Source organism: Pseudoalteromonas sp. EB27, assembly GCF_001974875.1.
GTDB lineage: Bacteria > Pseudomonadota > Gammaproteobacteria > Enterobacterales > Alteromonadaceae > Pseudoalteromonas.
On record NZ_MTQD01000001.1, the window covers coordinates 518644 to 545451 of the forward strand.

At 36.6% G+C, this 26808-nt stretch carries 23 protein-coding genes; 3 read left to right on the forward strand and 20 right to left on the reverse strand.

The genetic code is table 11. The features are described 5' to 3' along the window. Window positions 1–258: 258 nt before the first annotated feature. On the forward strand, window positions 259–711 hold the full coding sequence (locus BW142_RS02390) for a transposase (RefSeq protein ID WP_076923743.1): 453 nt from the start codon (window positions 259–261) through the stop codon (window positions 709–711). A gap of 311 nt (window positions 712–1022) precedes the next feature. Continuing rightward, window positions 1023–2465 (forward strand): capsule assembly Wzi family protein, encoded by a 1443-nt coding sequence (locus tag BW142_RS02395; RefSeq protein WP_076923744.1) that lies wholly within the window; start codon window positions 1023–1025, stop codon window positions 2463–2465. 203 nt (window positions 2466–2668) lie between these two features. Here BW142_RS02395 and BW142_RS02400 read toward each other — a convergent pair whose 3' ends face one another. From BW142_RS02400 to BW142_RS02495, 20 genes are all read right to left on the reverse strand, one after another. Then, the gene (locus tag BW142_RS02400; protein WP_076923745.1) at window positions 2669–3673 is read right to left on the reverse strand and encodes an NAD-dependent epimerase; all 1005 of its coding nucleotides are present in this window, start codon (window positions 3671–3673) and stop codon (window positions 2669–2671) included. 77 nt (window positions 3674–3750) lie between these two features. Beyond that, window positions 3751–4098 carry a four helix bundle protein gene (locus BW142_RS02405; protein WP_024600307.1) on the reverse strand — a complete coding sequence of 116 codons (348 nt, stop codon included), beginning with the start codon at window positions 4096–4098 and terminating at the stop codon, window positions 3751–3753. 92 nt (window positions 4099–4190) lie between these two features. Then, window positions 4191–5357, reverse strand: coding sequence for a nucleotide sugar dehydrogenase (locus tag BW142_RS02410; RefSeq protein WP_076923746.1), 1167 nt, complete (start codon window positions 5355–5357; stop codon window positions 4191–4193). 294 nt (window positions 5358–5651) lie between these two features. Beyond that, the gene (locus tag BW142_RS02415; protein WP_076923747.1) at window positions 5652–7607 is read right to left on the reverse strand and encodes a nucleoside-diphosphate sugar epimerase/dehydratase; all 1956 of its coding nucleotides are present in this window, start codon (window positions 7605–7607) and stop codon (window positions 5652–5654) included. A 204-nt stretch (window positions 7608–7811) separates the two neighbouring features. Further along, entirely contained in the window at window positions 7812–8987 is a 1176-nt protein-coding gene (locus BW142_RS02420) for a DegT/DnrJ/EryC1/StrS aminotransferase family protein (protein WP_076923748.1), read from the reverse strand. A gap of 33 nt (window positions 8988–9020) precedes the next feature. Further along, on the reverse strand, window positions 9021–9650 hold the full coding sequence (locus tag BW142_RS02425; RefSeq protein WP_076923749.1) for an acetyltransferase: 630 nt from the start codon (window positions 9648–9650) through the stop codon (window positions 9021–9023). Next, complete coding sequence (locus tag BW142_RS02430) at window positions 9643–10239, reverse strand: sugar transferase (RefSeq protein WP_076923750.1); 597 nt, start codon at window positions 10237–10239, stop codon at window positions 9643–9645. The genes BW142_RS02425 and BW142_RS02430 overlap by 8 nt, the downstream gene beginning before the upstream one ends. Next, window positions 10236–11348: a glycosyltransferase family 4 protein gene (locus tag BW142_RS02435; protein WP_076923751.1), complete on the reverse strand. Its 1113-nt coding sequence runs from the start codon at window positions 11346–11348 to the stop codon at window positions 10236–10238. The genes BW142_RS02430 and BW142_RS02435 overlap by 4 nt, the downstream gene beginning before the upstream one ends. Further along, window positions 11348–12475 (reverse strand): glycosyltransferase, encoded by a 1128-nt coding sequence (locus BW142_RS02440; protein WP_076923752.1) that lies wholly within the window; start codon window positions 12473–12475, stop codon window positions 11348–11350. Before BW142_RS02440 ends, BW142_RS02435 begins: the two co-directional genes overlap by 1 nt. Continuing rightward, a complete protein-coding gene (locus BW142_RS02445) occupies window positions 12475–13572 on the reverse strand; it encodes a glycosyltransferase (RefSeq protein WP_076923753.1) in 1098 nt (365 codons plus the stop codon). Before BW142_RS02445 ends, BW142_RS02440 begins: the two co-directional genes overlap by 1 nt. Before the next feature lies 1 nt (window position 13573). Continuing rightward, window positions 13574–14896, reverse strand: coding sequence for a hypothetical protein (locus BW142_RS02450; protein ID WP_076923754.1), 1323 nt, complete (start codon window positions 14894–14896; stop codon window positions 13574–13576). A gap of 1 nt (window position 14897) precedes the next feature. Next, complete coding sequence (locus tag BW142_RS02455) at window positions 14898–15998, reverse strand: hypothetical protein (RefSeq protein WP_143475895.1); 1101 nt, start codon at window positions 15996–15998, stop codon at window positions 14898–14900. A gap of 137 nt (window positions 15999–16135) precedes the next feature. After that, window positions 16136–16678 (reverse strand): acyltransferase, encoded by a 543-nt coding sequence (locus BW142_RS02460; RefSeq protein WP_076923756.1) that lies wholly within the window; start codon window positions 16676–16678, stop codon window positions 16136–16138. Continuing rightward, window positions 16668–18143, reverse strand: a complete 1476-nt coding sequence (locus BW142_RS02465) for an oligosaccharide flippase family protein (RefSeq protein ID WP_076923757.1) — start codon at window positions 18141–18143, stop codon at window positions 16668–16670. The genes BW142_RS02460 and BW142_RS02465 overlap by 11 nt, the downstream gene beginning before the upstream one ends. A 3-nt stretch (window positions 18144–18146) precedes the next feature. Further along, window positions 18147–19334 carry a glycosyltransferase gene (locus BW142_RS02470; protein WP_076923758.1) on the reverse strand — a complete coding sequence of 396 codons (1188 nt, stop codon included), beginning with the start codon at window positions 19332–19334 and terminating at the stop codon, window positions 18147–18149. After that, window positions 19325–20359 carry an NAD-dependent epimerase/dehydratase family protein gene (locus BW142_RS02475; protein ID WP_076923759.1) on the reverse strand — a complete coding sequence of 345 codons (1035 nt, stop codon included), beginning with the start codon at window positions 20357–20359 and terminating at the stop codon, window positions 19325–19327. Before BW142_RS02475 ends, BW142_RS02470 begins: the two co-directional genes overlap by 10 nt. Before the next feature lie 113 nt (window positions 20360–20472). Then, window positions 20473–21753 (reverse strand): Vi polysaccharide biosynthesis UDP-N-acetylglucosamine C-6 dehydrogenase TviB, encoded by a 1281-nt coding sequence (gene tviB, locus BW142_RS02480; RefSeq protein WP_076923760.1) that lies wholly within the window; start codon window positions 21751–21753, stop codon window positions 20473–20475. 373 nt (window positions 21754–22126) lie between these two features. Beyond that, window positions 22127–24376: a polysaccharide biosynthesis tyrosine autokinase gene (locus tag BW142_RS02485; RefSeq protein WP_076923787.1), complete on the reverse strand. Its 2250-nt coding sequence runs from the start codon at window positions 24374–24376 to the stop codon at window positions 22127–22129. 15 nt (window positions 24377–24391) lie between these two features. Then, the gene (locus BW142_RS02490) at window positions 24392–24826 is read right to left on the reverse strand and encodes a low molecular weight protein-tyrosine-phosphatase (protein WP_076923761.1); all 435 of its coding nucleotides are present in this window, start codon (window positions 24824–24826) and stop codon (window positions 24392–24394) included. A 12-nt stretch (window positions 24827–24838) separates the two neighbouring features. Further along, entirely contained in the window at window positions 24839–25954 is a 1116-nt protein-coding gene (locus BW142_RS02495) for a polysaccharide export protein (RefSeq protein WP_076923762.1), read from the reverse strand. 391 nt (window positions 25955–26345) lie between these two features. Between BW142_RS02495 and BW142_RS20690 the strand changes: the two genes are divergently transcribed. Further along, a complete protein-coding gene (locus BW142_RS20690; protein ID WP_171972305.1) occupies window positions 26346–26522 on the forward strand; it encodes a hypothetical protein in 177 nt (58 codons plus the stop codon). Window positions 26523–26808: the final 286 nt, after the last annotated feature.

Below are 26808 nucleotides of genomic sequence, written 5' to 3' on the forward strand. Positions count from 1 at the left end.
CCATCGGGGTTTTTGTTTATCAGGACTTTGAAAGTGAGATGTAAAACTTTATCCACAACATACACACCCTATCGATGCGAATTTACTACGCGCTTATCTAACTTAACTTTATAAAAAGCGAGGTATAAAACCTCACCTACAATACACACACCCTATCGATGCGAATTTACTTCGCGCTCATCTAACTTAACTTTACTTCGCGCTCTCTTATTTTGAAACCTCTGCTACCTTTAAACAAAAGTACTGAAGGCCTGAAAAATGTATCGTTCAGATTTATTGCGAAAAGGCAGAGTATCATTAACAAATCGATTTTACTCAATCACACTAGTGGCGCACAAAAGAGAAAACATATTTATTTCTATGGATATTAATCGTTTGATAATCACAGAAATGAAAAAGATAGAAACGCAAGAAGCAGCTAAAACAATAGCATTTGTAATTATGCCAAATCATATACATTGGCTAATTCAATTAGGAAATAAAAAAACGCTGTCCGATGTAATTAAGTTATTTAAAGGCCGTTGTTCTAAAGTAACCCGTGACGATTTAGGTATGTATAAATTATGGCAACGTAACTACTATGATCACATGATTAAAAATGAAAACGATTTACTGAACAATGCTAGATATATTATTGCTAATCCTTTGCGGGCTAAAATTGTCGATAAAATTGCTTCATACCCTTACTGGGATTGTATTTATATAAAATAAAAAGCGAGGTATAAAACCTCACCTACAATATACACACCATGTAGGTGCGAATTTACTTCGCGCTCATCTAACTTAACTTTACCAAAGCGAGGTATAAAATCTCACCTACGATATATGTACCCTGTAGGTGCGAATTTACTTCGCGCTTATGTAATTTAACTTTACCAAAGTCGGATATAAAAACTCCCTACAACTTACACACACCAATTACTAACCACTAATATATCGCTTTTTTCTTCCTTACTTAGGCGTTTATTGCTAACCTCGCGTTAACGTTTTTACTTAAACAAATTTTTGCTAACGGAATAATTATGCTCAAAAAAATATCACTGTTTATCGGGATGGCAATCAGTGCAAATGCTGTTGCTAAAGGTGGCGTATCACCTTATTTACCTTTAAATCAAGCCCCAGAACTTGAGCACCAAGTACAACGACTTTTAGCCGTAAGTAAAAATACACATATTATGAGTAAGCCTTATAAAGCGCACGATATTTATAGAGTGCTGCAAACAGTAAGGCATACTTACCCAGAACTATATCAAACACTTTCGTACCAACTTAGCCCTTATATTCAAAGCGATGCGGGTACATTTGCAAAAGTAACACTTGCTGCTGGCACAAAAGATAAAACATTGCCAAACCAACGCGGCCAAACCACTAAAACCAACTTAATTGTTGAAGGCGGCGCTTACGCTAACTTCGGGCGTTACTTTGGTGTAAGTGTTGTAGGCATAGCCAACGAAGACGAAATATTACCTACACAAAGCTTTTTTTACCTTGGTAATAAATACGCGCAGTTAGATGTAGGTTACCGAGAACATTGGTACTCACCTTTTAACGACAGTGCCATGCTATTAAGCACACAAGCTAAAACAACGCCTTCTATAACGCTTAGTAATGTAGAGCCAATAACCAGCTTTAATATTCGTTACGATATGTTTATTAGCAAAATGACAGAGCAACGTGGGATCCGTAAAGGTAACTACGACCCTGTAAACGGTAATGAATTTACACCAGGTAAGCCGTATTTATTTGGTTTGCACACTAGTTTTGCAGCAACCGATAATTTAACAATAGGCCTAAGCCGCTTAATGCAGTTCGGAGGCGGCCCTCGAACAGTTACTTTAAAAGACTTTGCAGAAGGTTTTTTTACCCCTGGCAGTAAAGATAATATAACGACCTCGGAGGCAGAAGAGGTTGATGCAGATTTTGAGCTTGGAGATCAGTTAGGATCAATTACTTTTGCGTATAACAATAGTCTTTATACATTACCCTATGAGCTATACGGTGAGGTAGCACTCGAAGATACATTGGGTGGCTCACGTAATAATGCATATAGCTTTGGTATTTATTTACCTTTTATTGCTAACAACCACAGTTTACGCTTCGAGCATAGTAATTGGCAAAAAAGCTGGTACAAGAATAGCATTTACTTAGATGGTAACCGAAACTCAGGCAATGTAATTGGCCACTGGGCGGGTAATGAACACGACTACACCGACTACACTCCGGCTAAATCTATGAGCGTAAACTGGCATTGGCAATTAAGTAAAATAGAAAGCTTAAATACCACTATTCGTATGCTTGAAAATAAACGTGATGGTTATAAAACAAGTTACGAGCTGCAAACGGCATACACACGTAAGTTAAGTAAACCAATAATGGGCGCTAAAAGTTGGGGAGCTGAGCTGTATCAAGGAAAGGATGTATACGGGGAAACGTTTGCTAGGTTAGGTGTATTTGCTAATTTTTAATACCCTGTAGGTGCGAATTTACTTCGCGCTCTTCCAATTTAACTTTACCAAAAGCGAGGTATAAAACCTCACCTACAAAATATGTACACACTGTAGATGCGAATTTACTTCAGGCTCATCTAACTTAATTTTATTAAAAGCCAATAAAAAACACTGTCTCAAATTGAAAACAGTGTTTTTAAATGACTTACAAATTGTAACCTTTATTTATAAAAGTCTTTATACCACTTAATAAGCTCACTTACGCCTTGCTTAACACCAACTTGCGCTTTATAGCCTGTTGCATTAAATAAATCTGTAGTATCAGCATAAGTTTTATAGACATCGCCGGCTTGCATTTCACGGAAGTTCTTTTTAGCTTCAGTACCTAGTTCAGCTTCAATGGCTTCAATAAACTTCATTAGGTTTATTGGGCTACCGTGGCCAATATTATAAACCGCATACGGAGCAGAGCTAGAAGCTGGCGAACCAGTTTCAACCCTCCAGTCAGGGTTTGCAACAGGTATTACATCGGCAGCACGAACAACACCTTCGACTATGTCATCTATGTAAGTAAAGTCACGCCACATATCGCCGTTGTTGTTTATATCAATAGTGTCGCCGGCAAGTATTTTTTTAGTAAAAATATACGGTGCCATATCTGGGCGACCCCATGGGCCATAAACAGTAAAAAAGCGTAAGCCTGTTGTAGGTAAACTATATAAATGAGAATAGCTATGCGCCATTAGCTCATTGGCTTTTTTAGTAGCAGCATAAAACGACACTGGGTGATCAACACTGTCGGTTGTTTCAAATGGTGTTTTTTCGTTTAAGCCATATACAGAACTAGATGAAGCATAAACCAAGTGCTTAACTTTATTATTACGACACCCTTCAAGCACATTTAAGTGCCCTACTAAATTAGAGTCTGCATAAGCATCAGGGTTTTCTATTGAATACCTAACACCGGCTTGCGCTGCCAAATGTATTACTTTGTCAAACTGCTGTGTTTTAAATAGCTCGCTCATTGCTGGGCGTTCACTTATATCCAGCTTAATAAATGTAAACGCTTCATGGCTTTCAAACTGCGCTAAACGTGCTAGTTTTAAATTAACATCGTAATAGTCATTAAGGTTATCAATACCGACAACTACATGGCCCGCAGCTAATAATTTTTGGCATGTTGCCGCACCAATAAAACCAGCCGCACCCGTTACTAAATATTTCATAATTTCCTAATCTTTAAGCTGATAAAGTTGAAGGTTGAAAGTTGAAAGTTGAAAGTTGAAAGTTGAAGACTAAAAGCCTAATCCCAAGTTTCAATAGTTTTCATTAAGGCAGATATCATTTTTGATAACTGCCTAGACTCTTCTATCCAGATTTCTGCTGTTTTTGTATCAACCTCTCCAATTTTTAAGGCAATATATATTTGTGAGCGAAGCTCACCACAACTACCTTTAGAGTAAGAGAGAAAACGGCAGTAATCTTTAGCTGTCTTTCTCTCATAACCCTCAGCAATATTTGATGAAATTGATAATGCAGAGCGTGTAATTTGATCTTTTAAACCAAATTGCTTACTTGCCTTAAAATAAATAAAAACTTCACAAGCTAAATCGGCAGAGCGTTGCCATACATTTAAGTTCTCAAACTGCACAACGCCCCCTAATATAAATCTGCTTAAGTTTTTAACTTATAACTTAGTCTTTAATCTTTAATCTTTAATCTTTAATCTTTAGCCTTTGTTTATTAATCACTACCAAATAAGTCGCGAGTATAAACTTTGTCAGCAATATCACTGAGCTCTTCAACCATGCGGTTAGACACAACAACGTCAGATATTTGCTTAAACTCATTTAAGTCTTTAATTACACGTGAGTGATAAAACTCATTTTCTTCAAGCACAGGCTCGTAAACGACTACCTCAATACCTTTAGCTTTAATGCGCTTCATAATGCCTTGAATGGCAGAGGCTCTAAAGTTATCAGACCCTGTTTTCATTACTAAACGATACACACCAACTACTTTAGGGCTACGCTTAATTATTGAGTCTGCAATAAAGTCTTTACGTGTCGTATTAGCATCAACAATTGCACCAATAATATTGTTTGGTACATTTGCATAGTTTGCACGTAGTTGCTTAGTGTCTTTTGGTAAGCAGTAACCACCATAGCCAAATGATGGATTATTGTAATGATCACCAATACGTGGGTCTAAACTAACACCCTGTATAATTTGCTTAGAGTTTAAGCCATGTGCTTCAGCGTAGCTATCAAGCTCATTAAAATAAGCAACGCGCATTGCTAAGTAAGTATTTGAGAATAACTTAATAGCCTCGGCTTCAGTTGAATCGGTAAAAAGTACTTCAATGTCTTCTTTTATAGCACCTTGCTTAAGTAAGTTTGCAAACACAGTTGCACGCTCACTTTGCTCACCAACTACAATACGCGATGGGTATAGGTTATCGTGTAGTGCTTTACCTTCACGTAAAAACTCTGGCGAAAATATTAAGTTATTAATACCAAATTTTTCTTTAATACTTTGCGTAAAGCCAACTGGAATCGTTGATTTAATGACCATAACTGCATTAGGGTTATGCGCTATTGTATCTTTAATTACAGCCTCTACAGAGCTGGTATTAAAATAGTTATTTTCAACATCGTAATCAGTGGGTGTGGCAATAATTACAAAATCAGCATTTTTATAGGCTGCTACTTTATCGGTAGTGGCTGTAAAGTTTAAGTCACTACGTGTTAAAAACTCACTAATCTCGGTATCAACAATTGGTGACTTTTTATTATTTAAAAGCGCTATTTTTTGTTCGTCTATATCTAATGCGACCACTTCATTGTGTTGTGCTAGCAACATAGCGTTAGAAAGGCCTACATAGCCTGTACCTACTACGGCAATTTTCATATTAATCCTTTAAGATTAGTTAATAAGTAATAAAATGATTCTACCAGAGTTATAAATTAGGCTCTAGACAAAAACCGCTGGCTAAAATGTAACATCGAATGTATTACTAAATATTTTTTGCAGAATATATAAGTAAGAGAAAGATGAACATATTGAAATATACACCAATCAATACTCTCTGATTTACTTCACGCTTATGTAACCTAACTTCAGCAAAACCGAGGTATGAAATCTCACCTACAATATGCCCCTCCTGTAGAGGCGACTTACTTCGTACTTATACAATTTATATTATTAACTGTTTATGTTAACTATATTATCTTTTGCGGCACCTTCAACTAATTTTTTAGCCTTAGCATTCCAAACTAAATCACATATACCATCAGTTGGGTTAAAACCTGTTGGTGCATCTAACAGCAATTGACGGATTGATTCGTGATCAAAGTTATGACACGCAATATCTAACGCTTCTATAAACACATTAAGCTCAGCTAAAGGTAACATTACTTCACTAGCAGTCATAATGCGCTCGTGTGTTGTTTCGCCCACATTATTACCAATTAACAGTTCTTCATAAAGCTTTTCGCCTGGGCGTAGGCCCGTACACTTAATTTCGATATCACCATGTGGATTAGTGTCGCTTTTAACTTCAAAACCAGAAAGTCGGACCATTTTAGTCGCAAGATCTTTAATTTTAACGGGGTCGCCCATATCAAGTACAAATACATCACCACCTTTACCCATAGCGCCTGCTTGTATTACTAGTTGAGCCGCTTCTGGAATCGTCATAAAAAAACGTGTTATATCAGGGTGTGTAAGCGTTATTGGACCACCCTCTTTTATTTGTCTGCGAAATAGCGGCACAACAGAACCACTCGAACCAAGTACATTACCAAAGCGAACCATACAAAAACGTGTTTTATGTTTAACACCTTGCTCTTGCGCTAAGCCCTGTAATACTAACTCGGCCATACGCTTAGTGGCGCCCATTACATTAGTAGGACGCACTGCTTTGTCGGTAGATATAAGTACAAAATTTTCAACGCCTGCATTAACTGCTGCTTTAGCACAGTAATAAGTACCAAAAACATTATTACGTACACCTTCAACAACGTTATGCTCAACTAACGGTACGTGCTTATAAGCAGCTGCGTGATAAACTGTATGCACGCCAAAGGTTTTCATTACCGTTTCAAAGCGATTAATGCGCTGAACAGAACCCATTATAGGAATTAGCTCTAATTCTAAAGCGTTATTACAAACATACTCGTTAAGCTCTTTTTCTATTGAATATAAAGCAAACTCACTTTGTTCAAATAAAATTAATTTAGTGGGTTGTTGTTTAACTATTTGCCTACAGAGCTCTGAGCCAATAGAACCCCCTGCACCGGTTACCATAACCACTTTTTTAGTAATATTAGCCGTCATTAAATCCATTTTAGGGGCTACGGGGTCTCGGCCTAATAAATCTTCAACACCTACTTCTGTTATTTCAGCAAGCTTAGCTTTACCTTCTACAACATCAGCCATTCCTGGCATTGAAAGTACCTTAATTGTTAATGGCTCTAATTGGGCTAGTATTTCTTTTCGGCGGGCACGTGTTGCACTAGGTAATGCTAATAAAACTTTGTTAACTTTACGTTTATTAATTAATTCGTAAATACCTTTAAAGCATACAACAGGTATACCCTGAATTATTGAGCCATGTTTAGTGGCATCGTCGTCAATAAATGCACTAACAAAATACTCAGGGCCAGCACCTAAAGCAGTGGCTAGTTGCCGCCCTGCAGAGCCCGCTCCATAAATAATCACAGACTCTTTTTTACTCGTAGTCATTTTACCAATAATCGCGCGTACCAATACACGGGCACCACCTACGGTTAATAAACACAGCCAAGCAAATATAAACGGCATAGTACGGGGTATATCTACACCTATCAAAAAGGCAATTAAAACCAAACTAACTGTAGTTATAACGGTACCTAATACTATTGCCCATATGGCTTGAGAGTTCATGTACCTAAGTACTGCACGATACAGGCCTAAACTTATAAATGTATATAAGCTTACAGGTATCAACACCGCTAATAAAAGCCAATTATCTAAACGCTGCAGTGGTTCAAAGCTATCAAGCCTTACAATGAGGGCTAACCAAAAAGCGATTACAATAAATAACGTATCGATAAACAAAGTAATAAGGCGTTTTTTAGCGCGTGATGCATTTAAAATAGAGCGTATAAAACTATCCACTGACAGTTCCTTTTATGATTAAAATACTAGGTTTCACAAATAATAGCTATGGCGAGTAATCTTCAGCTATTAGCCAAAATAATATACAACATAAAAAGCAGCAAACAAGAGTAAATGAAAGGTCGCTAAACCGCTTTAATTTCTAAAGCGTAGCGACCTCTTTACTTGTTAGTAGGCATTTTATTTAACTAATTATATGCAAACCTATTTTGTTGCGAGACTAAATACTTCTTTGATTACTTGGGTTGTTTTCGCTATTTCGGCTTCAGTTAAAGTTGGGTGCACTAAAAGCATGATGGAAGTTTCACCCAGCTCTACGGCATTAGGCAAACGTTTTTCTGGGCGCCATGGTGTGTTGTCAAATGCTTTTTCAAGATACACCTCAGAACAACTGCCCTGAAAACACGGTACGCCGCGATCTACAATCGCATTAACAATACGGTCACGATCCCAACCTTTTGCTAATTGCTCAGGCTTAACAAACATATAATGTTTATATTCTGCGTGCTCGCTATGCTCTGGCACTGACACTAATCGAATACTACTAAAGCCACTTGCGGCTTCGTCTAGCTGAGCACCGTATGCTTGGCGTTTTGCTGACCAATCACTCATACGTGTTAATTGTATGCGACCAAGTACAGCTTGCATTTCAGTCATGCGCCAGTTGGTGCCAAAGCTTTCGTGCAGCCATCTAAATCCTGGTGGGTGCTCACGGTTATAAATAGCATCAAAGCTTTTACCGTGATCTTTATAGCTCCACATAGTAGACCATAACTCTTTAGAGTTTGTGGTTACCATGCCGCCTTCACCGCCGGTGGTCATTATTTTATCTTGGCAAAAACTCCATGCACCAACATGCCCAATACTGCCAACAGACTTACCTTTATATTTAGCACCATGAGCTTGGGCGCAGTCTTCAATTACATAAAAACCATACTCTTTACTCAATGCCATTATATCGTCCATTTCAGCAGGCATACCTGCTAAATGTACAACAATAACCACTTTTGTTTTCGGTGTAAGTACTGCTTTAATACTAGCGGCTGTAATTGCTTGGCTATTTAAATCAACATCAGCAAATACCGGTGCAGCGCCCGCAGTAACAATACTTGAGGCAGATGCTAAAAATGTACGAGGCGTAGTTATTACTTCATCGTCAGCGCCTATATTTAAAGCTTTAAGCGCTAAATCAAGAGCTAAAGTGCCATTACCAAGCGCTATGGCATATTCACTATCAGCCCAAGTAGCAAACTCTTTTTCAAATTCACGGCCTTCAGTGCCAGTCCAATAATTAACTTTATTCGATAAAATCACACGACTAACGGCATCGGCCTCTTGCTGAGTAAAACTAGGCCAAGGAGAAAATGGGGTATTTAACATTATGTTCCTATTGATTTATATAGAAATGAGGTCTTATTTGTTCGGTACTGCAGGAGAGCCAAATGCAGTAACGTTATCCGGTATATTTTTTATAACAGTACTACCCGCACCAATCATACAATTATCACCAATTACTATTAATTGTTTAATTTGGCTACCAATACCAACCCAACTTTTACTACCAATAATAACCCCGCCCGCCAAAGCAGTATTAGGACAAATATGAGTAAAGTCACCAATAGCACAGTCGTGCTCAATAATAGCTGAGGTGTTAACTATGCAGCCAATGCCTATATTGGCAAACGCATTAATAATAGCACCAGCAAAAACGACACTTCCCTGCGCTATTGTAACGTATTGGCTTATAACAGCTGTGGGGTGAATTAATGTTATTAAATTAAAATTATTTTGTTGTAACAACTGTATTTTTTGTTGACGAATATCGTTATTGCCAATAGCAACAACAACGTCATTAGGAGTTGTATTTGTATTGTTTAACGCTATTAAGTCGGCACAAGTACCATGTATAGGCCAATGTTCAATGTAGGTTTTATTTGGGTAGGCATCATCATAAAAGTTAACAATAAAACCAAGCTGTTCGGCAATATCGGCAATTACTTTACCATGGCCACTGGCGCCAACTATAGCCAGCTTATTAGTCATTATTAGAGCCTTTAAATGGCTCAGTAGTTACATGCCCGTCAGCGCTTATACCTTCGCGTACAAATACTTTTTTTACTGTGAGTAATAATATTTTTAAGTCGAGTAAAAAGCTTTGATTATCAACATACCACACATCAAATTTAAATTTTTGCTCCCAACTAATAGCGTTGCGCCCATTTACTTGAGCCCAACCAGTTATACCCGGGCGAACATCATGCCTGCGCGCTTGCTCAGTATTATAAAGAGGTAAATACTGCACTAATAAAGGCCTAGGACCTACTAAACTCATATCGCCTTTTAATACATTAAATAAGCCTGGAAGTTCGTCTAAACTGGTAGAGCGTAAAAATGTGCCAAATTTTGTCATACGCTCATCATCAGGCAGCAAGTTCCCATGCTTATCTTTACCATCAAGCATGCTTCTAAACTTCATCATTTTAAATACATTGCCATTCAAACCAGGGCGATTTTGAGTAAATAAAATAGGCGAACCTAATTTGAACCGAATGAGTAAAGCAACAACAATTATTACAGGTAATAAAGTAAGCAATGTAAAAAGAGCAACTAAAAAGTCAAAGAGTCGTTTCATTTACTCAACCCCATAATATCCATTAATTCGGCATTTACTTTATGAACATCAAACTTATTTTCAACCATAGCTCTGCTAGTATCAGCCATTCGTTGCCACTCTAAAGGGTTTTCGATAAACCATGTCATTCTATCAACCAGTTGCTCTACATTTGCTTTTTCGACTAACCAACCATTTTCGCCATTAATAACAGTTTCACGACAACCTGGTACATCTGTAGTTAAAATAGGTCTCCCTGTTGCCATTGCCTCTAAAACTGTACGAGGCAGTCCTTCATGATACGAAGGCAACACAAAAATACTACAGTCATCAATAAAAGGACGAACATCACTCGTTTCACCTAAATAATCAACTGAATTATTTTGGTTTAACTTTGTTAGCTCTTCTAGTGAAATACCATCTGGTGAGGGATCTTCAGGGCCAACTAGCTGAAATACTGCTTGTGGGTAATGTTGTTTAATTATATTCGCAACTTTAACATATTCACGTATCCCTTTATCACCCAATAACCGAGCAATAAGTAAAAATTTAGGTGTTAAAGGCAGAGGTTTTACCTCAAAGTGCTTAACATCAACGCCAGAGCCATTTACAACAGCCGTTTTATATTCAGGCACTATGCCTAAATCAATAAAAACCTGTTTGTTGTCGGAGTTTTGAAAAATCACCTTATCCGCATTCTTCAGAGCTGTTTTATATAAAATAACAACTAACTTCATCAAAAGGTTTTTCTTCCAACTTCCTTTTTGGAATGCAAACCCTAGGCCGGTTACTAGCGCATAAAAACGGCAATTTGGCAAACAGCGCGCGGCAAAAGCTCCCCAAATAATTGGCTTTATTGTGTAAGTTAAAATTACATCTGGTAATTGCGCTTTAAAAATCTTTTGTAAAACCTTAAAAGTTTTAAAGTCTTCTCTTGGATTTAAACCGCTGCGACTAACAGGGTAATCAATATACTTAGCACCTAACTGCTCAACAGCTTTAATATCTTCAGGATTCGCTCCAGAGGCTAAAGCTTTAACGTTATTTCCTAAGCTTTTAAGATGCTTAAGTAATTGACCTCTAAAATTATAAAGTGAAGATGGTAGTGTTCCTATCACGATTACTTTCATTAGCTGGACCAAGCCTCTTTATATTTTTTTACCATTAAATCCAGACTAAAATTTTCAGTAACTCTTGTTTTAGCCTTAGATTTTCTAATAACCCATTGTTGGCTATCATTGCTCAACTCCTCTAAAGCAACTGCAATAGTTTTACTTAAGAGAAAATCATCATTAGGAGGGATAATCCAACCAGTGTCACCAACAATGCGAGCTGCATCACCAACATCTGTTACTATACATGGTATTCCTAGAGCCATAGATTCAGCCACAACATTTGGAAAGCCTTCACCAAAAGAGCTGGGTAAGACTGATAAATCAAACTTGCTTAGAATTGAAGGCACATTATTCTGCTCACCCAGTAAAATAACTTTATTGACCAGCCCCTTAGACTCTAATAAGCGAAGTAAATCCGTATTATTTGAATCAACACCATGCCCGACTAAAACTACTTTAAAGTTATGGTTCCCTGATTGAGTAAGCATACTTAACGCAGAAAAAAAACCACTATGATTTTTTTGAATGTTATAACGACCTATTAAACCAATAATAGGTGTATATTGTTCTACATTAGTAATCTCTAGAGGAGGTTCTTCAAGGGCAAGCTCATTTAACGCTAAAACGTCATACCCATTAGATATAACTGTCATACGTTTTGCTGAGTACCCCAGGCTAGCATGAGTATCTAGCGCGGTTTTTGCACAGCAAACTATATTCTTTGGAATAATGTAACTTAACAAAGCGCAAATTTTTGCTATTAGTATCGTACTTTTCTTAGATTTACCCGCAATTAGAGATGAATGTCTGATGTTCCAATGTATATTATTAATACCGCTAATTTTAGCGATTAAACCACCGATTAAATCAGCATGATACATCCAAGTTTGAACTATATCTGGTTTTATTGTATTTATTAATTTATAAAGCCTAAGAACAGCCTTAATAGTAAACTTTCCTTGTGATTGTTGTAAGCAATATACTTCCACGCCAGCTTCACGTAATAAAGCCCCGTATTTACCATCACTCATAAAAGAGATAACTAAATGTTGATTGTCTTTATCATGAGTACAAAGTCGATAAAGGACTCCCTCTGCCCCACCAGAGCCTAAACCAGTAATAATATGCAAAACCTTCTTCATCAAAACCAACTTTTTCTATAATTAATAAACAACTTTTCCCAATCTTTTATGACATTATCTATATAATAATTTTTGACAAATAATGTAGCATTTAAAGAAAGTTCCTGCCTTTTTTTATTGCTCTTCATCAAACTACTAAATGCATTAATCATTTCTTTAGTATCACTGACCATTAGGCCGTTAAAGTCATTTATTATTAAAGCGCGAGCACCTTTAGAGCTATTATTGGATATAATTGGTAGCCCATACTCCATAGCCTCAAGCAACACCAAACCAAAGCCCTCTTTAATAGAAGGCAAATAGTATATGTCTGCACTACGATAAAATAATTCAATATTTTCGCTAAATGGAGTTATTGTAACAATATCCCCAATACCACTTGACTTTATTAATTCATGAAGCCTATCAGATTCAGAACCTGAACCTACTATATTAACATTCCAATTTTTAAAAATGGATTTATTATCTACAATAAAGCATATGTATTCGTAGAAACCTTTTTCTTTTGAAAGTCTGCCTACCGACAAAATTACATTACCCCCTAGCCTTTTAGGAACAGCTTTGACAGATGAAGCCTCCACACATAGTGGGTTACCTATAACCTGGATATTATTCAAATATGAAGGATAAGAATATTTATCTTCTTGAGTTAGTACAACTAAATTTCGAACTAAAAATTTATAATACAAATTTACAAATGCTCTAGTAAAACCTGTCAACCTTCCATACTCACTATGTTCACAACAAATCAATTTTTTCTTATAAAATAGTAGTGAAAGGGGGACTCTAATACATTGTTCAAATTGCTGAGCAATAATAATTGTAGGCTTACTCTTGGTAATAGCTTGTCTCAAGCGAATCAAATTTTTGATATAATCAAAACAACGACCAATTAAATACTTACTTTTTTTTTCCTCAAACCTAACGTCGATTATATTTACACCTTCAGCTACATTAAACTTTTTCTCTAAGCCTGAATAACAGACAAGGACATCGACTATATAGCCATTTTTAAAAAATTCATTCGCCAAAGCTGTAGTGACCCTTTGAGTTCCACCGCCACCTAAATTTGATACTACAAAAGAGATTTTTTTCATTTTAAAACCTAGTATATATGTAGGCAATCACTATAAACCCGAATAAAAAACAAGCTATTAATTCATAGTATTTATAAACAATAAGGCTGTTTTTGTAGAAAATAAAAGAAAATATAAACGGGTAAATATAAAGTTTTTGCCGGAATGCCCCTATAGAAGTAAGAGAAAGTAAAATTAACAAACAAACAATACTAGTTAACAGTGAGAGCATAAAAGCACGATCAAACTCCTTAAAATAACTTATTAAATTAATAACCAACCTCGGCAATAGCATTAAAAACAGAATACTAAACAGAGATTCAACCAAATCCGCAAAATTGAATTTATCAACAAAAAATATAGGTGGTGGAAATGGAGATACTAAAGTATAAAGCGGAAGTACTAGTAAGCCTAGAGCCGTACCTTGTAGCTTAACGACAATGGAAGAAGTACTGGTATTCATAGATCGACTTTCCGTATATGCGTTCATTTGATACGATAATGACATCGAATTATCGAAATCTAAAACACTAACCAGACCATTACTTATAAAAACTAACACAGGAATTAAGATTAAAGAAAATAGCAGCATTTTCTTTTTAAAATCTAATTTAGAACTTGCCAGAAAAAATGTTATAAAAAAAACAAATAAGAAACAAGCAGTATCTAGCCTTATATTTATAACATAAAGTGCTAGAACTGAAAGAGCTCCTAACTTATAAATTAGTTTATCATTAGAAAAAAATATAACTACATATATAAAATAAAAAACAGCAAAATAAACATATGGATCTCTAAGCGTAGATACAGCTAAACCTAGTAATAATGGGTTTAAAACCCAAAAATAATATACTTTTAAAGCTATTTTTTTTCCTATTATTTCCTTGATTAACAAATAAACAACCGGTCCTGTTAAAGAAACAAAAAAAGCTGTCAAAACCATAAAATGATATGGAGATTTACTTCCAAAAAAATAAAAAATCATCTTATAATAACTTGAAACCCCATATAAGAAAAATTTATATCTTCCCCATAAAAGTGATTCATCCCCTGCCGCAATTGTTATTACTCTTTCATAATAACGATGAGCATCGCCACCTGGGTAAAATGGTAGTTCAGTAGTTGTAATATAGGAGCCGGTGTAAATCGGCAGCAGAATTATAATTATAGAGAATTGAAAAATGGCAAAAAAAGTTAATTTAAAATAGGAGTGGATTAAAATCAAAAATACCGATAAAAAGAAAAATGTAAAAAGCAATGATTGATCTGCTTCAATATTAGAAATATACAGAATGGATAAAACAGATAATAGATAAAGTATAATTGAAAATGAAAGACGCTCCATTTTATCTACCATTCTTGAATTTATACAAGTTAATAACTAATTTCTTTTTAAAGTCTACCGAATGGTTTTCAGGACCACTAAAATCACATTTTTTTATTGATTCATAGCTAGTAATAACTTTTTCAAGCATAGTTTCATCGAATTTAGCTGAATCAGCTACCACCTTAGATAATGAAGCAACAACCCAAGCATCACTTCTAGGCATAAATGGCAGCTCAGTCAAAGGTTTTTCATTTTTATCTAATACCGCATGAAAAAATTCACCACTCCAAGCCTTTTCAGTAATAAAATTAGCTACATTAAATAATGCATTTGTTATTGCTGGGTGCTCTTCAATACTAACAAACTTTTTACAAGTGCTTAAAGCAGATGCAATTGATGCTAGCCCCCAGAGATGGTAGTGCCCTCTAAAATAAATATCAGAATTAGTATAAGGTACTCTTCCATTATACTTCACAGCCATAAAACTCAAAATCTTCCAAGAGCGTTTTATAATCTCATTTTGGTTTTGATTAGACTGATATTGCTCAGCTATACAATGTACTTCCAACTGTTGAGCTTGATGATAATAGTCAATTTTTTCCCGCTTAAGCGTTGAAAGATCTGTTCTCTCTTGATCATTATAAAACCAAAAGTCGCCATGTTTACCACTTGTTAATGAGTTCAGAAGGTATAGACAAAAACCATCATAAATATTAATCAATATTTCCTTTTCACTTTCATTAAAAAAGCGTATTGATGGACCTAAAGCTCCTGCTGCGAACGATACACCATTATAAACCATAGTTTTGTTAGTGCTATATGGACCATAAGGTATTACCCACTCAGAGGAGCCTTCATGTTTTAACCTACTATGTATTTTGATCCAGTTAACAGCCGCAACAATTGATTTTTTAATCTTTTTACTTAATTCAGAATATTCAGAATATTCAACCAGGATATCATATGAAACATTTAATACAGTGACTGCGTAAAGCTCCGGCGATGTACTTTCGCCTTTTTTGTGTTCAAAGCCAAAATTAAAGTCATAACCGATATCAAAGCCACCATCTTTTTTCTGTATATTAAGCAATTTATCAGAAACTTCTGCAATTTCTTTCAACCAACATATATCATTTGTAGTTTTGAATAAGTTTATACATGCAGACAATGACTGATACATTGTTTGACTGCAGTGCTTAACGTGCGGTGGAGTGAATAGGTATTTCTTAACTAGAATTTTAAAGTCCATGGATAGTCTCACTTTAATACTTTAACTTTGGCCGGAATGCCCTGCAAAACAGCGTGCGCAGGTGAAGATTTAGTCACAACAGCTCCAGCAGCGACTAAGCTACCTTCACCTATTTCAGCTCCTGCGGTAATGATAACACCAGCAGCAATCCATGAGCCCTTACCTAGCTTTATTCTTTCTCCAATTCCTGGCCCAAACCTATAACTTCCATCCACTTTAGTGTGATTGCTGCTCACCATCTTGACATATGGACCTAACATTACTTCATCATCAAGCTCAACCCCGCCTCTTAGCCCACTAACCCAGGCACCATGACCTATATATACATTATCACCTATATATATATTCTCTTTGAACTCAAGCTTTGCTCCAATCGCGATTTGAAAATTCCGACCGCACGCTCCTAAAAAAGGCCTAATCAGTGCCCCTCTACATTTACAACCAAACTCTGTCTCAGGTAAAAGGTTACCAATTACTTCTAATAACCTTATTAATGTTAGTAAAAAAAAACGCATAACTTTCATGAATCTATTAATAATCTTATTTAGCATTTTTACTCCCTTTTAAATTAAACAACAACTCTCTTATATTAAATCCACTAAAAAGAAAACTTAATGTACAGGCACCTATAACTATAAAAACCTTAATAAATGGAGCTTCGACATTATGATTTATAAAGAAACAGACTAACAAAAGAATTTGACTCAAGACGAAGTATTTAGGAAATATTAATTTATGCTTCCGTTGAGCTCCATATACGATTAACATCAATCCAATTTGCCCTACAATTAAACCAGCTATTTTCCCTAGTATAGCGGCTAATATACCCATACTTTCAAGTCCTATAAACATAATTGGTAATTGAACTAATATTACACTTAGGTTGTTTAACAAAAATAACTTAGCTTTATCAAACGCTAATACAACCATGCTATTAAGGTTACCTAAACAGGCAAAGTTCATAGTTAACACCAAATATACAAAATATTCCGGTGATTCGACCCAATCACCAAAGTAGCTAAGTATTTCACTAGAGAATAAAACTAATGGTATTGAAATTAAGCTACATATCAAAATCACGTACCTACTAACACTTCCATATTTTTCACTTACTACTAGCTCATCCTGTGTTGATATATAGTTACTAAATGTACCTAAGAAAACTTGTGATAACTTATTCGGTATAAAACGCACTAACTCTGAAAATTGTAAAATTAAATAGTAAAATCCTAATGAAGCCAATGATAAGTAGCTCGCCACAAAAATTTTGTCCAAATTTCCGTAACAAAACCTGATAATTGAATTCCCATATACATACAAACTAAACCTGTAAAAACCATTAGGAAAAGACAAAGGATAAATCTTTGCTGGGGCTATGTACCCAATAATTCTAAATAAAGATATAAATATAATGGCAATATGAATACTTATCAGTAAAAATATAAAAGCCCGACCTGGATCTTCAATTAAAATATCTTTAACTTCAGTAAAAAAATATGCAGCAGTTAAGAATAAAACAATTACAACGAGCTGTAACTGTAAGAGTATAGACATTTCCTTGTAGCGCCCAACTCCAGAAAGGGTGTATATAAAAAATTGGCTAAAAAACATTAGAGCAGCCAGTAGAAATAAAAGTAATTTATTTGCACTGTACAATAAATAAAGCTCGTTTGAAAAAAAGCTGGCTGTAATACTAACCACTATAAAAAAAATAAATACGAGGGGTAATGAAGTTAATAAATAACTTACAATAAAACTAGGTACACCATCTTTTTCATAAGCTTTTGCTACATACTTTGTAATGGCGCTGCTGCCGCCTAACAATGTAAAGGTTATTACTACTTCTGCAAATACTAACATTAGTGAGTATAAACCTAATAAGTTACCGCTACTATCCAAGTTGGACAATAAATAAGTTCTCAAATAAGTGAGCGGGATACTTATCAAAACAATGATACTCACCCAAAATGCACCACTTTTAAACTGTTGATTGATTTTATCGAGATTAATTGACATTAATCATTCCCTAGCAATTTTTAATAATGAATCAACAAAGGAATCCCAGCTATAATTATCAATAATATACCCTCTTCTAGCGCTCTTTCCATCCAGCTCGAGCCGTTCTACACACTCGATAATTGACTTACCTAAAGCTTCAGCCGAATATTTAGCACATAGCTCCCCTAAGAATGGAGCTGTTATAATCTCATTGCTTGCTGTTTTAATAGATGCATTAAGGCTATCGAAAGCAACGACTGGCGTTCCACATGCTAATGACTCAACAATTACTTGCCCAAAGGTTTCTATTTTTGTGGGTAAAACAGTAACTTTCGCAAGGTTATAGAACACTGGTAATAATTTATCTTGAGACCCTACAAATAGAACCCTTTTATCAATTCCAAGCTTTTTACTATATTCCATCAAGAAGCTTTTCAGGGGGCCATCTCCAACAATTACTAGCTTGTAGTGCTCAGGTAAAGTAATCATTGACTCAATAAGAATTCCAACATTTTTATTTAACGCTAATCTACCTACATAAAGTAGTTCATAACCTTTTTGAACACCTTCAGAAACATTAAGTTTACAAATAGTGTTTTTATCAATACATTCAAACTTATCTGTATCTACACCAGGCTTAATATAAAAGAATTTGTTCTTCCTATAATCTTTCCCCATAGTAGATAGCATAAAGTTACTAAAAACCACATTGATCGAATTTTGAACAACCTTTTTTTCTACAAACCTAGTGGTTAAATATGATAAAGATAAAAGAGTTGCTGTTTTAATTTTTTTTATGAGAGGTAAATTACCCATCTGAGACAAAACACCTTCAGCATTTAAACTTGAAGTCGTAGGATAAATATGAACAAGTGGTACTTTCAGCCCCATTTTGATCAAACCATAGCTAACTAATGCATGCCTAGATATTACCAAATCAGGCTTAATAACTTCATTTTTAAATAGTTCTTTAACCGCTAACGTGAATTTCTTTGCTAGTATGGGTGCGAGTACCCCCCTAATCTCTGGAAATTTATAGTATGTACAACCTTCGTGGTTAAACGTATCTGTGTAACTTTTTTTTCCATCAAAAGATATAACCGTGACGGTGTTACCTCTTCGAATCAACTCACGTGCTATAAAAACCATAGAATTTTGCACCCCGCCAATAGCCGGATAACTAGAGGCACTAGTTAATACTACATGCATTTAAGGGAGTACCATTTTATTGTTCTGGAAATCCCTATTTTCATCTTAAATTGGGGTTCATAACCTAATCTAAATTTGGCTTTATTAATATTAGCCTGAGAATGCCTGACATCTCCAGCTCTAAAACCACGGTAAATTGGTTCTTGCGAGGACTCTATATCGCACTTCTTAAGTCCAGACTGTATTGCTTTGTACAAATCAATAAGCGTGGTTCTATCACCAACGGCTACATTATAAACTTCATTTTTAGCTTCATCTGGTGCAGTTGCAGCTAAAATATTCATTTGTACAGTATTTTCGATAAAACAAAAGTCACGGCTTGTTTCACCATCACCATTTATAAATATATCTTCACCTTGAATCATTGCCGCAGTCCACTTAGGAATTACAGCGGCGTAAGCACCGTTCGGATCTTGGCGTTGCCCAAACACATTAAAGTAACGTAAACCAATAGTTTTAAAGCCATATGTTTTTGCATAAACGCCTGCATACAGCTCGTTTACGTACTTAGTTACTGCATAAGGTGAAAGCGGGCTACCAATGTTTTCTTCCACTTTTGGTAGTGCCGGGTGATCACCATAAGTAGAACTGCTTGCAGCATAGGTAAAGCTTTTTACTTTAGCCTCTTTCGCCGCTTGTAACATATTTAAAAAACCGTTGATATTAGCGGCATTAGTTGTTAGAGGATCGGCGATTGAGCGTGGTACTGAACCTAACGCGGCTTGGTGTAATACATAGTCAACACCTTCACCGTTATTAGCTAATGCTGTTTCGCAATCTTGGTAATTGCGAATGTCGCCTTCTATCAAGTTAAAACCTTGCCATTGTTCAGAAGTAACTAAGCCTTTTACTTCATCAAGGTTATGCTGATGGCCCGTTGCAAAATTATCAAGCCCGACTACTTTTTGATTTAATTTTAATAAATGCTCTAAAAGATTAGAGCCAATAAAACCAGCAACCCCCGTCACTAACCAGGTTTTAGGAGAAGAAAGTAGTTCTGATTTAATTTGTTCGTAACGAGTCATGTTTTTCCCTATGAAATCTTTGAATATTGAACTAACAAACGTTTAATTTATTTAGTGTGTATGGCGTATGCTATCTAATTTAAAAGCGCGGGATAAACCCGCATCTACTAATGTTATAAACGCATATCTACACTTTGCTTTGGTAGTACATATTTTAGGTCATAGAGCACATGCTCAGCTTTACCTAATTCACGAATTTGCTCTGCGCCCATTTCTTTAAATTCGTTATGACCTACAGCAAGAATGATTGCATCGTAATTATTTGGCTTTGGCTCTGCAGTTAAGCTTAATCCATATTCATGTTGCGCCTCGATGTTTGAACACCATGGATCGACAATATCTACATTTATATTGTATTCTTTAAGTTCACTTACGATATCGACCACTTTTGTATTACGTAAGTCTGGGCAGTTTTCTTTGAAAGTTAAACCCATTATCAGTACGTTTGCGCCATCTACATGAATACGCTTTTTAAGCATACTTTTAACCAGTTCAGTTACTACATGTTTACCCATACCATCGTTTAAACGACGACCGGCTAAAATCATTTCTGGGTGGTAGCCTACGCTTTGTGCTTTATGTGTTAAGTAATACGGATCAACACCAATACAGTGTCCGCCAACTAAGCCAGGACGAAATGGAAGGAAGTTCCATTTAGTGCCTGCCGCTTCTAACACTTCAAGCGTGTCGATACCGAGCTTATTAAAAATAATTGAAAGCTCATTAATTAGTGCAATATTTACATCGCGCTGTGTGTTCTCAATTACTTTTGCAGCCTCAGCTACTCTGATAGAGCTCGCTTTATGTGTGCCAGCCGTAATTACTGATTTATAAAGTTGATCTACTTTTTCAGCTATTCCTGGAGTAGAACCTGAAGTCACTTTTAGTATGTTAGTTACGCGATGCTCTTTATCACCTGGGTTAATACGTTCTGGTGAGTAGCCAGCGAAAAAGTCTTCATTGAATTTAAGACCTGAGAATTTCTCTACTACCGGTAAGCATGCCTCTTCAGTAGCACCTGGGTATACGGTTGATTCATAAATTATTATATCGCCTTTTTTAACCACTTTACCTAGCATTTCACTAGCTTTTATAAGTGGCGTTAAATCTGGCTGCTTATGCTCATCAATTGGAGTAGGTACTGTAACAATATATACATTACAACTTTCAAGATCTGACACTGTATAAGAGAAATTAAGTTGCGGAGAATCTTTAAGTTCTTCATCACTTACTTCAAGTGTTGAGTCGTGACCTGACTGCAACTGTGCAATTCGACCTTTGTTAATATCGAATCCCGTTACTGGGAATTTTTTACCAAATTCAACTGCTAATGGAAGGCCTACATAGCCTAAACCTATAATGCCAATTTTTAGGTCCGTTAATGAATCGTGCATAGTTGTACTCTCTTTGTTTAGTGATAGAGCTTCGAGCTTCTAAAATTTAAATTTAAATTTTACAATTAATTTCAAGTTAAGTGGTGCACTAAAAGCCAGTGTTGAGGTGTATACTCGCAGGAAACAAGTACATTCTACAATCCATTTTGCTTAGGTAGCCATACACTTTTTAACGATAAAAATGCCTGAACTTAACTAGGTTAGTGTGTAATAGATCACTATTAAATTGCATTTTAACAATTTAGTGTCTCAGTTATATAACAAGCCACTGAGACACTTTTTCTAAATTGAGACAGTTAATTTTAACTATCTCTTTGTAATACGTTGTTTTTGTAATTTTTATTTAAAAGTGCCTAATAGGCCCTCTTATAAATTATTTATCACTTTTGTATTCGTAGTTGTAGTATCCGTAATACCCATACGCATTACTCGCCTTTTTAACAACACCGTTAAATACTACGCCTTTTACGTCTATGCCATTTTGCTCAAAACGATTACGGGTAAGCTCTATTTCACGCACATGATTTTGACCAAAACGTGCCACAAGTAAAGTAGTGCCTGTATGCGCACTTACAATTGCGGGGTCGGTTACTGCAAGTATTGGTGGCGTATCGATAATTATAATGTCGTAAGCGGCGCTTACTTCTTCAACTAACTTACTAAAGTTACTATGCATTAATAGTTCTGAAGGATTTGGCGGTATTTGCCCCCGCGTAATAACACTTAAGCCTTCAACCTTGGTTGGTTTAGTAACTTGCTCTAGGTTTAAACGACCAGATAGGTAGTCACTTAATCCATCGTCCCACTTTAAACCAAACTGAGTTTGTAAATAGCCTTTGCGCATATCGGCATCAATAATAAGTACTTTTTTACCGCTTTGCGCAAGTACTGAGGCTAAGTTAACCGATATAAACGATTTACCCACACTTGGGCTTGGACCCGATATAGCAATAATATTGTTTTTAGCTTCCATCATCGCAAAGTGTAGACTCGTACGTAAGCTACGTAGTGCTTCTATTGCTAGGTCGGCTGGGTTATCTAGCGCGAGTATACTTTTAGGTTTATTTGTTTTATTTTTGCGGGCTCGCTCGGCAAAGCCACTTAGTTTATCTTGATAATCTGAGTGCGGTACACTTGCGTATACAGGTAAGCCAAGCGCTTCAATTTCTGCTGGGTCTTCAACGCCTTTGTGCATTGCTTTTTGTATAAGCACAATTGCCACAGCTAACATACCACCTAGCATAGTGGCCATTACCACTATTAATGCTTTTTTAGGTTTAACTGGCTTACTGGTATTTACCTCAGCGTAGTCAATAATACGTACGTTACCTACAGTGCCTGCGCGAACTATATCAAGCTCTTGTGTTTTACTAAGTAGTAGTGTGTAAATTTGGTTACTTACTTCAACATCACGCTTTAAACGTAGTAGCTCTTGTTGAGTTTCTGGCAGGTTACCCACCTCACCTACAAGCTCTTGTTTTTGTTTATTTACAGCTTCTATTTGCTCAAGCATACCTTGGTATGTTGGGTGGTCTTTTTTAAATTTACGGCCAAGCTCTAAACGCTTTAGGTTTAGCTCTTGTAACTTGGTTTCAAGCTTTACAACTTGCTCAAGCACGCCTTGTGTTTCGAGCGTTATGTTTATTGACTGGCGTTTTATTTGGTAGTCGTTAAAGCGTTGCTCTGCGTATTCAAGCTGTTTTTTAATTTCAGGTAATTGTACTTCTAAAAATTCAAGCGACTTTTGCGCCTCTGCGCTGTTGCGCTCAACATTGCGGCGTACATAAATAGCGGCCACTTTATCAAGCACTTTTTCAGCGTAGCTCGGTTTAGTACTTTGTAAGCTTAAGTTAATTATGCCTGAGTCTTTACCTTTTTCGCTTGCGCCAATAGCTGTTTGCAAATCTAAAATAGTATTTAAGCGATCTTTGCGGGTAATTGTAAACTCTGTACCAGGGCGTGCATTTAAAGTACGAATGGTTAAGTTAAACTTACCGTTTGTAAGCTCCTCGCCTACTTTACCCGATAATATTTGCTCACCGTCACCATTTAAAAGTGTAAGGCTATTATTAGCCTGTGCAACCAATGTAAATGCTTGATTTACTGCAGTGCGTGGTACATCAAACCTAAATACATTTATGCTTTCACCACCCCATGCGTAGCTATTAGCGCCAAAGCTTGGCTCAGCTAAGTCGCCATCTCCCATTGGAGTAAATTTACGATAAGCACGGCTACCTATAAACGGGAATAGCTTAGGCTCTGCTATTACATCAAGCTTTAAAGTATCTACTGCCTCGCCTATTATACTGCGCGACTTTAGTAGCTCTATTTCGGTTACAGCAGCTGATGTACTTTCGAACATGCCTGCCATATCGTCAAAGCCAGGGACTGATGCGCCGCCGTCTTCAACTTGTATCATGGCTGTTGCTTGGTAAACAGGGGTACTTAATACTGCATAAATAACACCTACAAACATAAACAGCGCAGTTACGGCTACTATAAAATATTTGCGATCGAGCAATGCGCCTAGTAGCGCCATTAAATCAATTTCTTGCGTTGGTTGTGTGTTACTAGTGCTTTTATTATTAGCGCTACTAGCGCTGTTATTCGGCTGGGTATTCATTAAATTAGCCATTCCTTATAAATACTTTTGCCAAGCGCTACATGCGCTGTCGATTAACCTATAAACGTGTTCAAAAGCCTCTTGGCTTTGACGGTACGGGTCGGGTATTTCGGCGTTATTAATCCACTTACCCAGTAAAAACGTTTTACCGCGCGCCTCTGGGTAGCGAGCATGTACGTCGTTTAAATGGCGTTCTTCCATTACGAGTATTACACTGTTTTGCGCAACCAAGCTTGATGTAAGCTGCTGTCCTTGGTGAGTATCCATATTAACGCCATGTGCGAGCGCTATTTGTTTTGCTTTTGCATCTGCTGGTTTGCCTTCAAGTGCTGTTAACCCAGCAGACGATACTTTAATATTTTTGCCTTCAAGCTTTTGCTTTAAAACATACTCACCTGTTGGGCTGCGGCAAATGTTACCTGCACACACCACTAAAACTGAATCAAACATTTTTAAAAACCCTTAGTTTGCAGTTATATCGTCAACACTATCTACAGTAGCGATTGACGGTAACAGTAAGCTTATTACACGGTTCCAACGGGCAAGTGGTGCCGATGTTACATATACAATATCGCGCGGTTGTAGTTCAAACTGTTCAGCTAATACCATTGCTGCTATATTTTTAGCGTGTAATTGGTATACGTTTGCAATAATACCGGTTTGCTCTAGGTCACTTTTACGCAGTACAAATACGCCATTAGCATCGGCTGTTGCTTCATTTAAACCGCCTGAATCGCTTAGCGCTTCGGCCAAGTTTAAACCATAACGGTTAAGCGTTACTGAACCTGCTTTTTTAACATCACCTAATACAAATATTTTTTGTGCATCGTTACGGTTTACGTGCACTATGTCGCCATGTTGCAATAAACGGTTTTGCGAAATGTCACCATGGGCATAAAAGTCATCAAGTTTAATAACTTCTGTTTTATTGCCACGAGTAAATGTTACTGTGCGCCAATCGGCAGCATCAGTTAAGCCGCCAGCTTGGTTTAAAGCATCAATTAAGGTAAGTGGAATTTCGGTTACTGGGTATACGCCAGGTTGTTTTACTTCGCCGGTAACGTAGGTTTTTTGGCTTCTAAAGCCAACTACTTTTACGTCTACTTGAGGGTCTTCTATCACTCGGCTTAGGCGCTTAACAAGCTCATTACGCACTTGGCTTATTGTTTTACCTGCTGCGGGTATATTTGGTGCGTAGGCGTAAGTAATGGTGCCGTCTCGTTGTACTCTAAAGCCGTCAAACTCTGCGGTACGTTGTACTGCTGCCGGTATTGTTAGCTCTGGGTGATCCCATACGCCTATTGTTAGTACGTCGCCAACACCTAATTTGTATTCGTAGTTACTTACGTTTAAACCATCGGTACTTGAAATTGGTTTAGCTGCTATACGCGCTTGATTTTGTTTATTTATTAGTAGCGAGTCGATTATTTGAATGTTTACTTTTTCGAGATCTTGTTCGAGGTTTTGTGTTTGCTCGCCTGAGTCTATACCTTCAAAGTGGCTGCCTGGTACTATTGTACAGCCGGTCATGCTTAGTATTGCGAGTATTGATGCGAGTGATTTACAGCTTAACGCCATTGTAGAATCCCAAAATTATTTAAATATTGCACTTACTCACCAACCTTGGTGAGCACTTGTATTTTAGCCGACTAATTAAAGCATGTGCACTATTGTGAAGCAATAGCCTTTGCTTTGTAAAAGCTTTGTTACTAAGTTTTTAATTAGCACTGAAATTATATCAGTATTTTCATAAGGTCTTTATGAATAAATTTAATTGATAGCCGTTTTTAGTAAAACACTTAACGCATTAATCACCAATTGCACAAAGAGAAGTGAATGAGGAGTAAATGAGAAGCTATTTAAACAAGTACTTTATTGGCTGCTTACTTCTCTAAAGCGCAGTGCGCTGGACCCCTTCAGATTGACCACTTAAAGCTTTATTGCACAAAGAGAAGCGAATGAGGAGTAAATGAGAAGACATTTAAATAATTACTTCATGGCTGTTTACTTCTCTAAAGCACAGTGCGCTCTTAACCCTTTCATGAATAAACCCTATTACGAGCTTTGCTCGTCACGCCAGCAAGCTACTCGTCTACGAGTGACCGTAACCACGGTGTTAAACTTTGCCACGGGGCTTCAACGTTAAAAGCGCAGCGTGCTCATAACTTCTTTTTGAAATACATTTATTGATAATTGCACAAAGAGAAGCAAATGAGGAGTAAATGAGAAGCCATTTAAATAAGTACTTGTGGCTGTTTACTTCTCTAAAGCGCAGCGCCCTCTTAACCTCTTTGTGAATAAATCACTCAAAATATGATTGCACAAAGAGAAGCGAATGAGGAGTAAATGAGAAGCCATTTAAATAAGTACTTGTGGCTGTTTACTTCTCTAAAGCGCAGCGCCCTCTTAACCTCTTTGTGAATAAATCACTA

What these genes read in the sequence shown, in the direction of transcription:
- BW142_RS02390 (WP_076923743.1), top strand. Translation starts at nt 259, where the DNA reads ATGTATCGTTCAGATTTATTGCGAAAAGGCAGAGTATCATTAACAAAT.
- BW142_RS02395 (WP_076923744.1), top strand. Translation starts at nt 1,023, where the DNA reads ATGCTCAAAAAAATATCACTGTTTATCGGGATGGCAATCAGTGCAAAT.
- BW142_RS02400 (WP_076923745.1), bottom strand. Translation starts at nt 3,673, where the DNA reads ATGAAATATTTAGTAACGGGTGCGGCTGGTTTTATTGGTGCGGCAACA.
- BW142_RS02410 (WP_076923746.1), bottom strand. Translation starts at nt 5,357, where the DNA reads ATGAAAATTGCCGTAGTAGGTACAGGCTATGTAGGCCTTTCTAACGCT.
- BW142_RS02420 (WP_076923748.1), bottom strand. Translation starts at nt 8,987, where the DNA reads ATGTTAAATACCCCATTTTCTCCTTGGCCTAGTTTTACTCAGCAAGAG.
- BW142_RS02425 (WP_076923749.1), bottom strand. Translation starts at nt 9,650, where the DNA reads ATGACTAATAAGCTGGCTATAGTTGGCGCCAGTGGCCATGGTAAAGTA.
- BW142_RS02430 (WP_076923750.1), bottom strand. Translation starts at nt 10,239, where the DNA reads ATGAAACGACTCTTTGACTTTTTAGTTGCTCTTTTTACATTGCTTACT.
- BW142_RS02435 (WP_076923751.1), bottom strand. Translation starts at nt 11,348, where the DNA reads ATGAAAGTAATCGTGATAGGAACACTACCATCTTCACTTTATAATTTT.
- BW142_RS02440 (WP_076923752.1), bottom strand. Translation starts at nt 12,475, where the DNA reads ATGAAGAAGGTTTTGCATATTATTACTGGTTTAGGCTCTGGTGGGGCA.
- BW142_RS02445 (WP_076923753.1), bottom strand. Translation starts at nt 13,572, where the DNA reads ATGAAAAAAATCTCTTTTGTAGTATCAAATTTAGGTGGCGGTGGAACT.
- BW142_RS02450 (WP_076923754.1), bottom strand. Translation starts at nt 14,896, where the DNA reads ATGGAGCGTCTTTCATTTTCAATTATACTTTATCTATTATCTGTTTTA.
- BW142_RS02460 (WP_076923756.1), bottom strand. Translation starts at nt 16,678, where the DNA reads ATGCTAAATAAGATTATTAATAGATTCATGAAAGTTATGCGTTTTTTT.
- BW142_RS02465 (WP_076923757.1), bottom strand. Translation starts at nt 18,143, where the DNA reads ATGTCAATTAATCTCGATAAAATCAATCAACAGTTTAAAAGTGGTGCA.
- BW142_RS02470 (WP_076923758.1), bottom strand. Translation starts at nt 19,334, where the DNA reads ATGCATGTAGTATTAACTAGTGCCTCTAGTTATCCGGCTATTGGCGGG.
- BW142_RS02475 (WP_076923759.1), bottom strand. Translation starts at nt 20,359, where the DNA reads ATGACTCGTTACGAACAAATTAAATCAGAACTACTTTCTTCTCCTAAA.
- tviB (WP_076923760.1), bottom strand. Translation starts at nt 21,753, where the DNA reads ATGCACGATTCATTAACGGACCTAAAAATTGGCATTATAGGTTTAGGC.
- BW142_RS02485 (WP_076923787.1), bottom strand. Translation starts at nt 24,376, where the DNA reads ATGAATACCCAGCCGAATAACAGCGCTAGTAGCGCTAATAATAAAAGC.
- BW142_RS02490 (WP_076923761.1), bottom strand. Translation starts at nt 24,826, where the DNA reads ATGTTTGATTCAGTTTTAGTGGTGTGTGCAGGTAACATTTGCCGCAGC.
- BW142_RS02495 (WP_076923762.1), bottom strand. Translation starts at nt 25,954, where the DNA reads ATGGCGTTAAGCTGTAAATCACTCGCATCAATACTCGCAATACTAAGC.
- BW142_RS20690 (WP_171972305.1), top strand. Translation starts at nt 26,346, where the DNA reads ATGAGAAGACATTTAAATAATTACTTCATGGCTGTTTACTTCTCTAAA.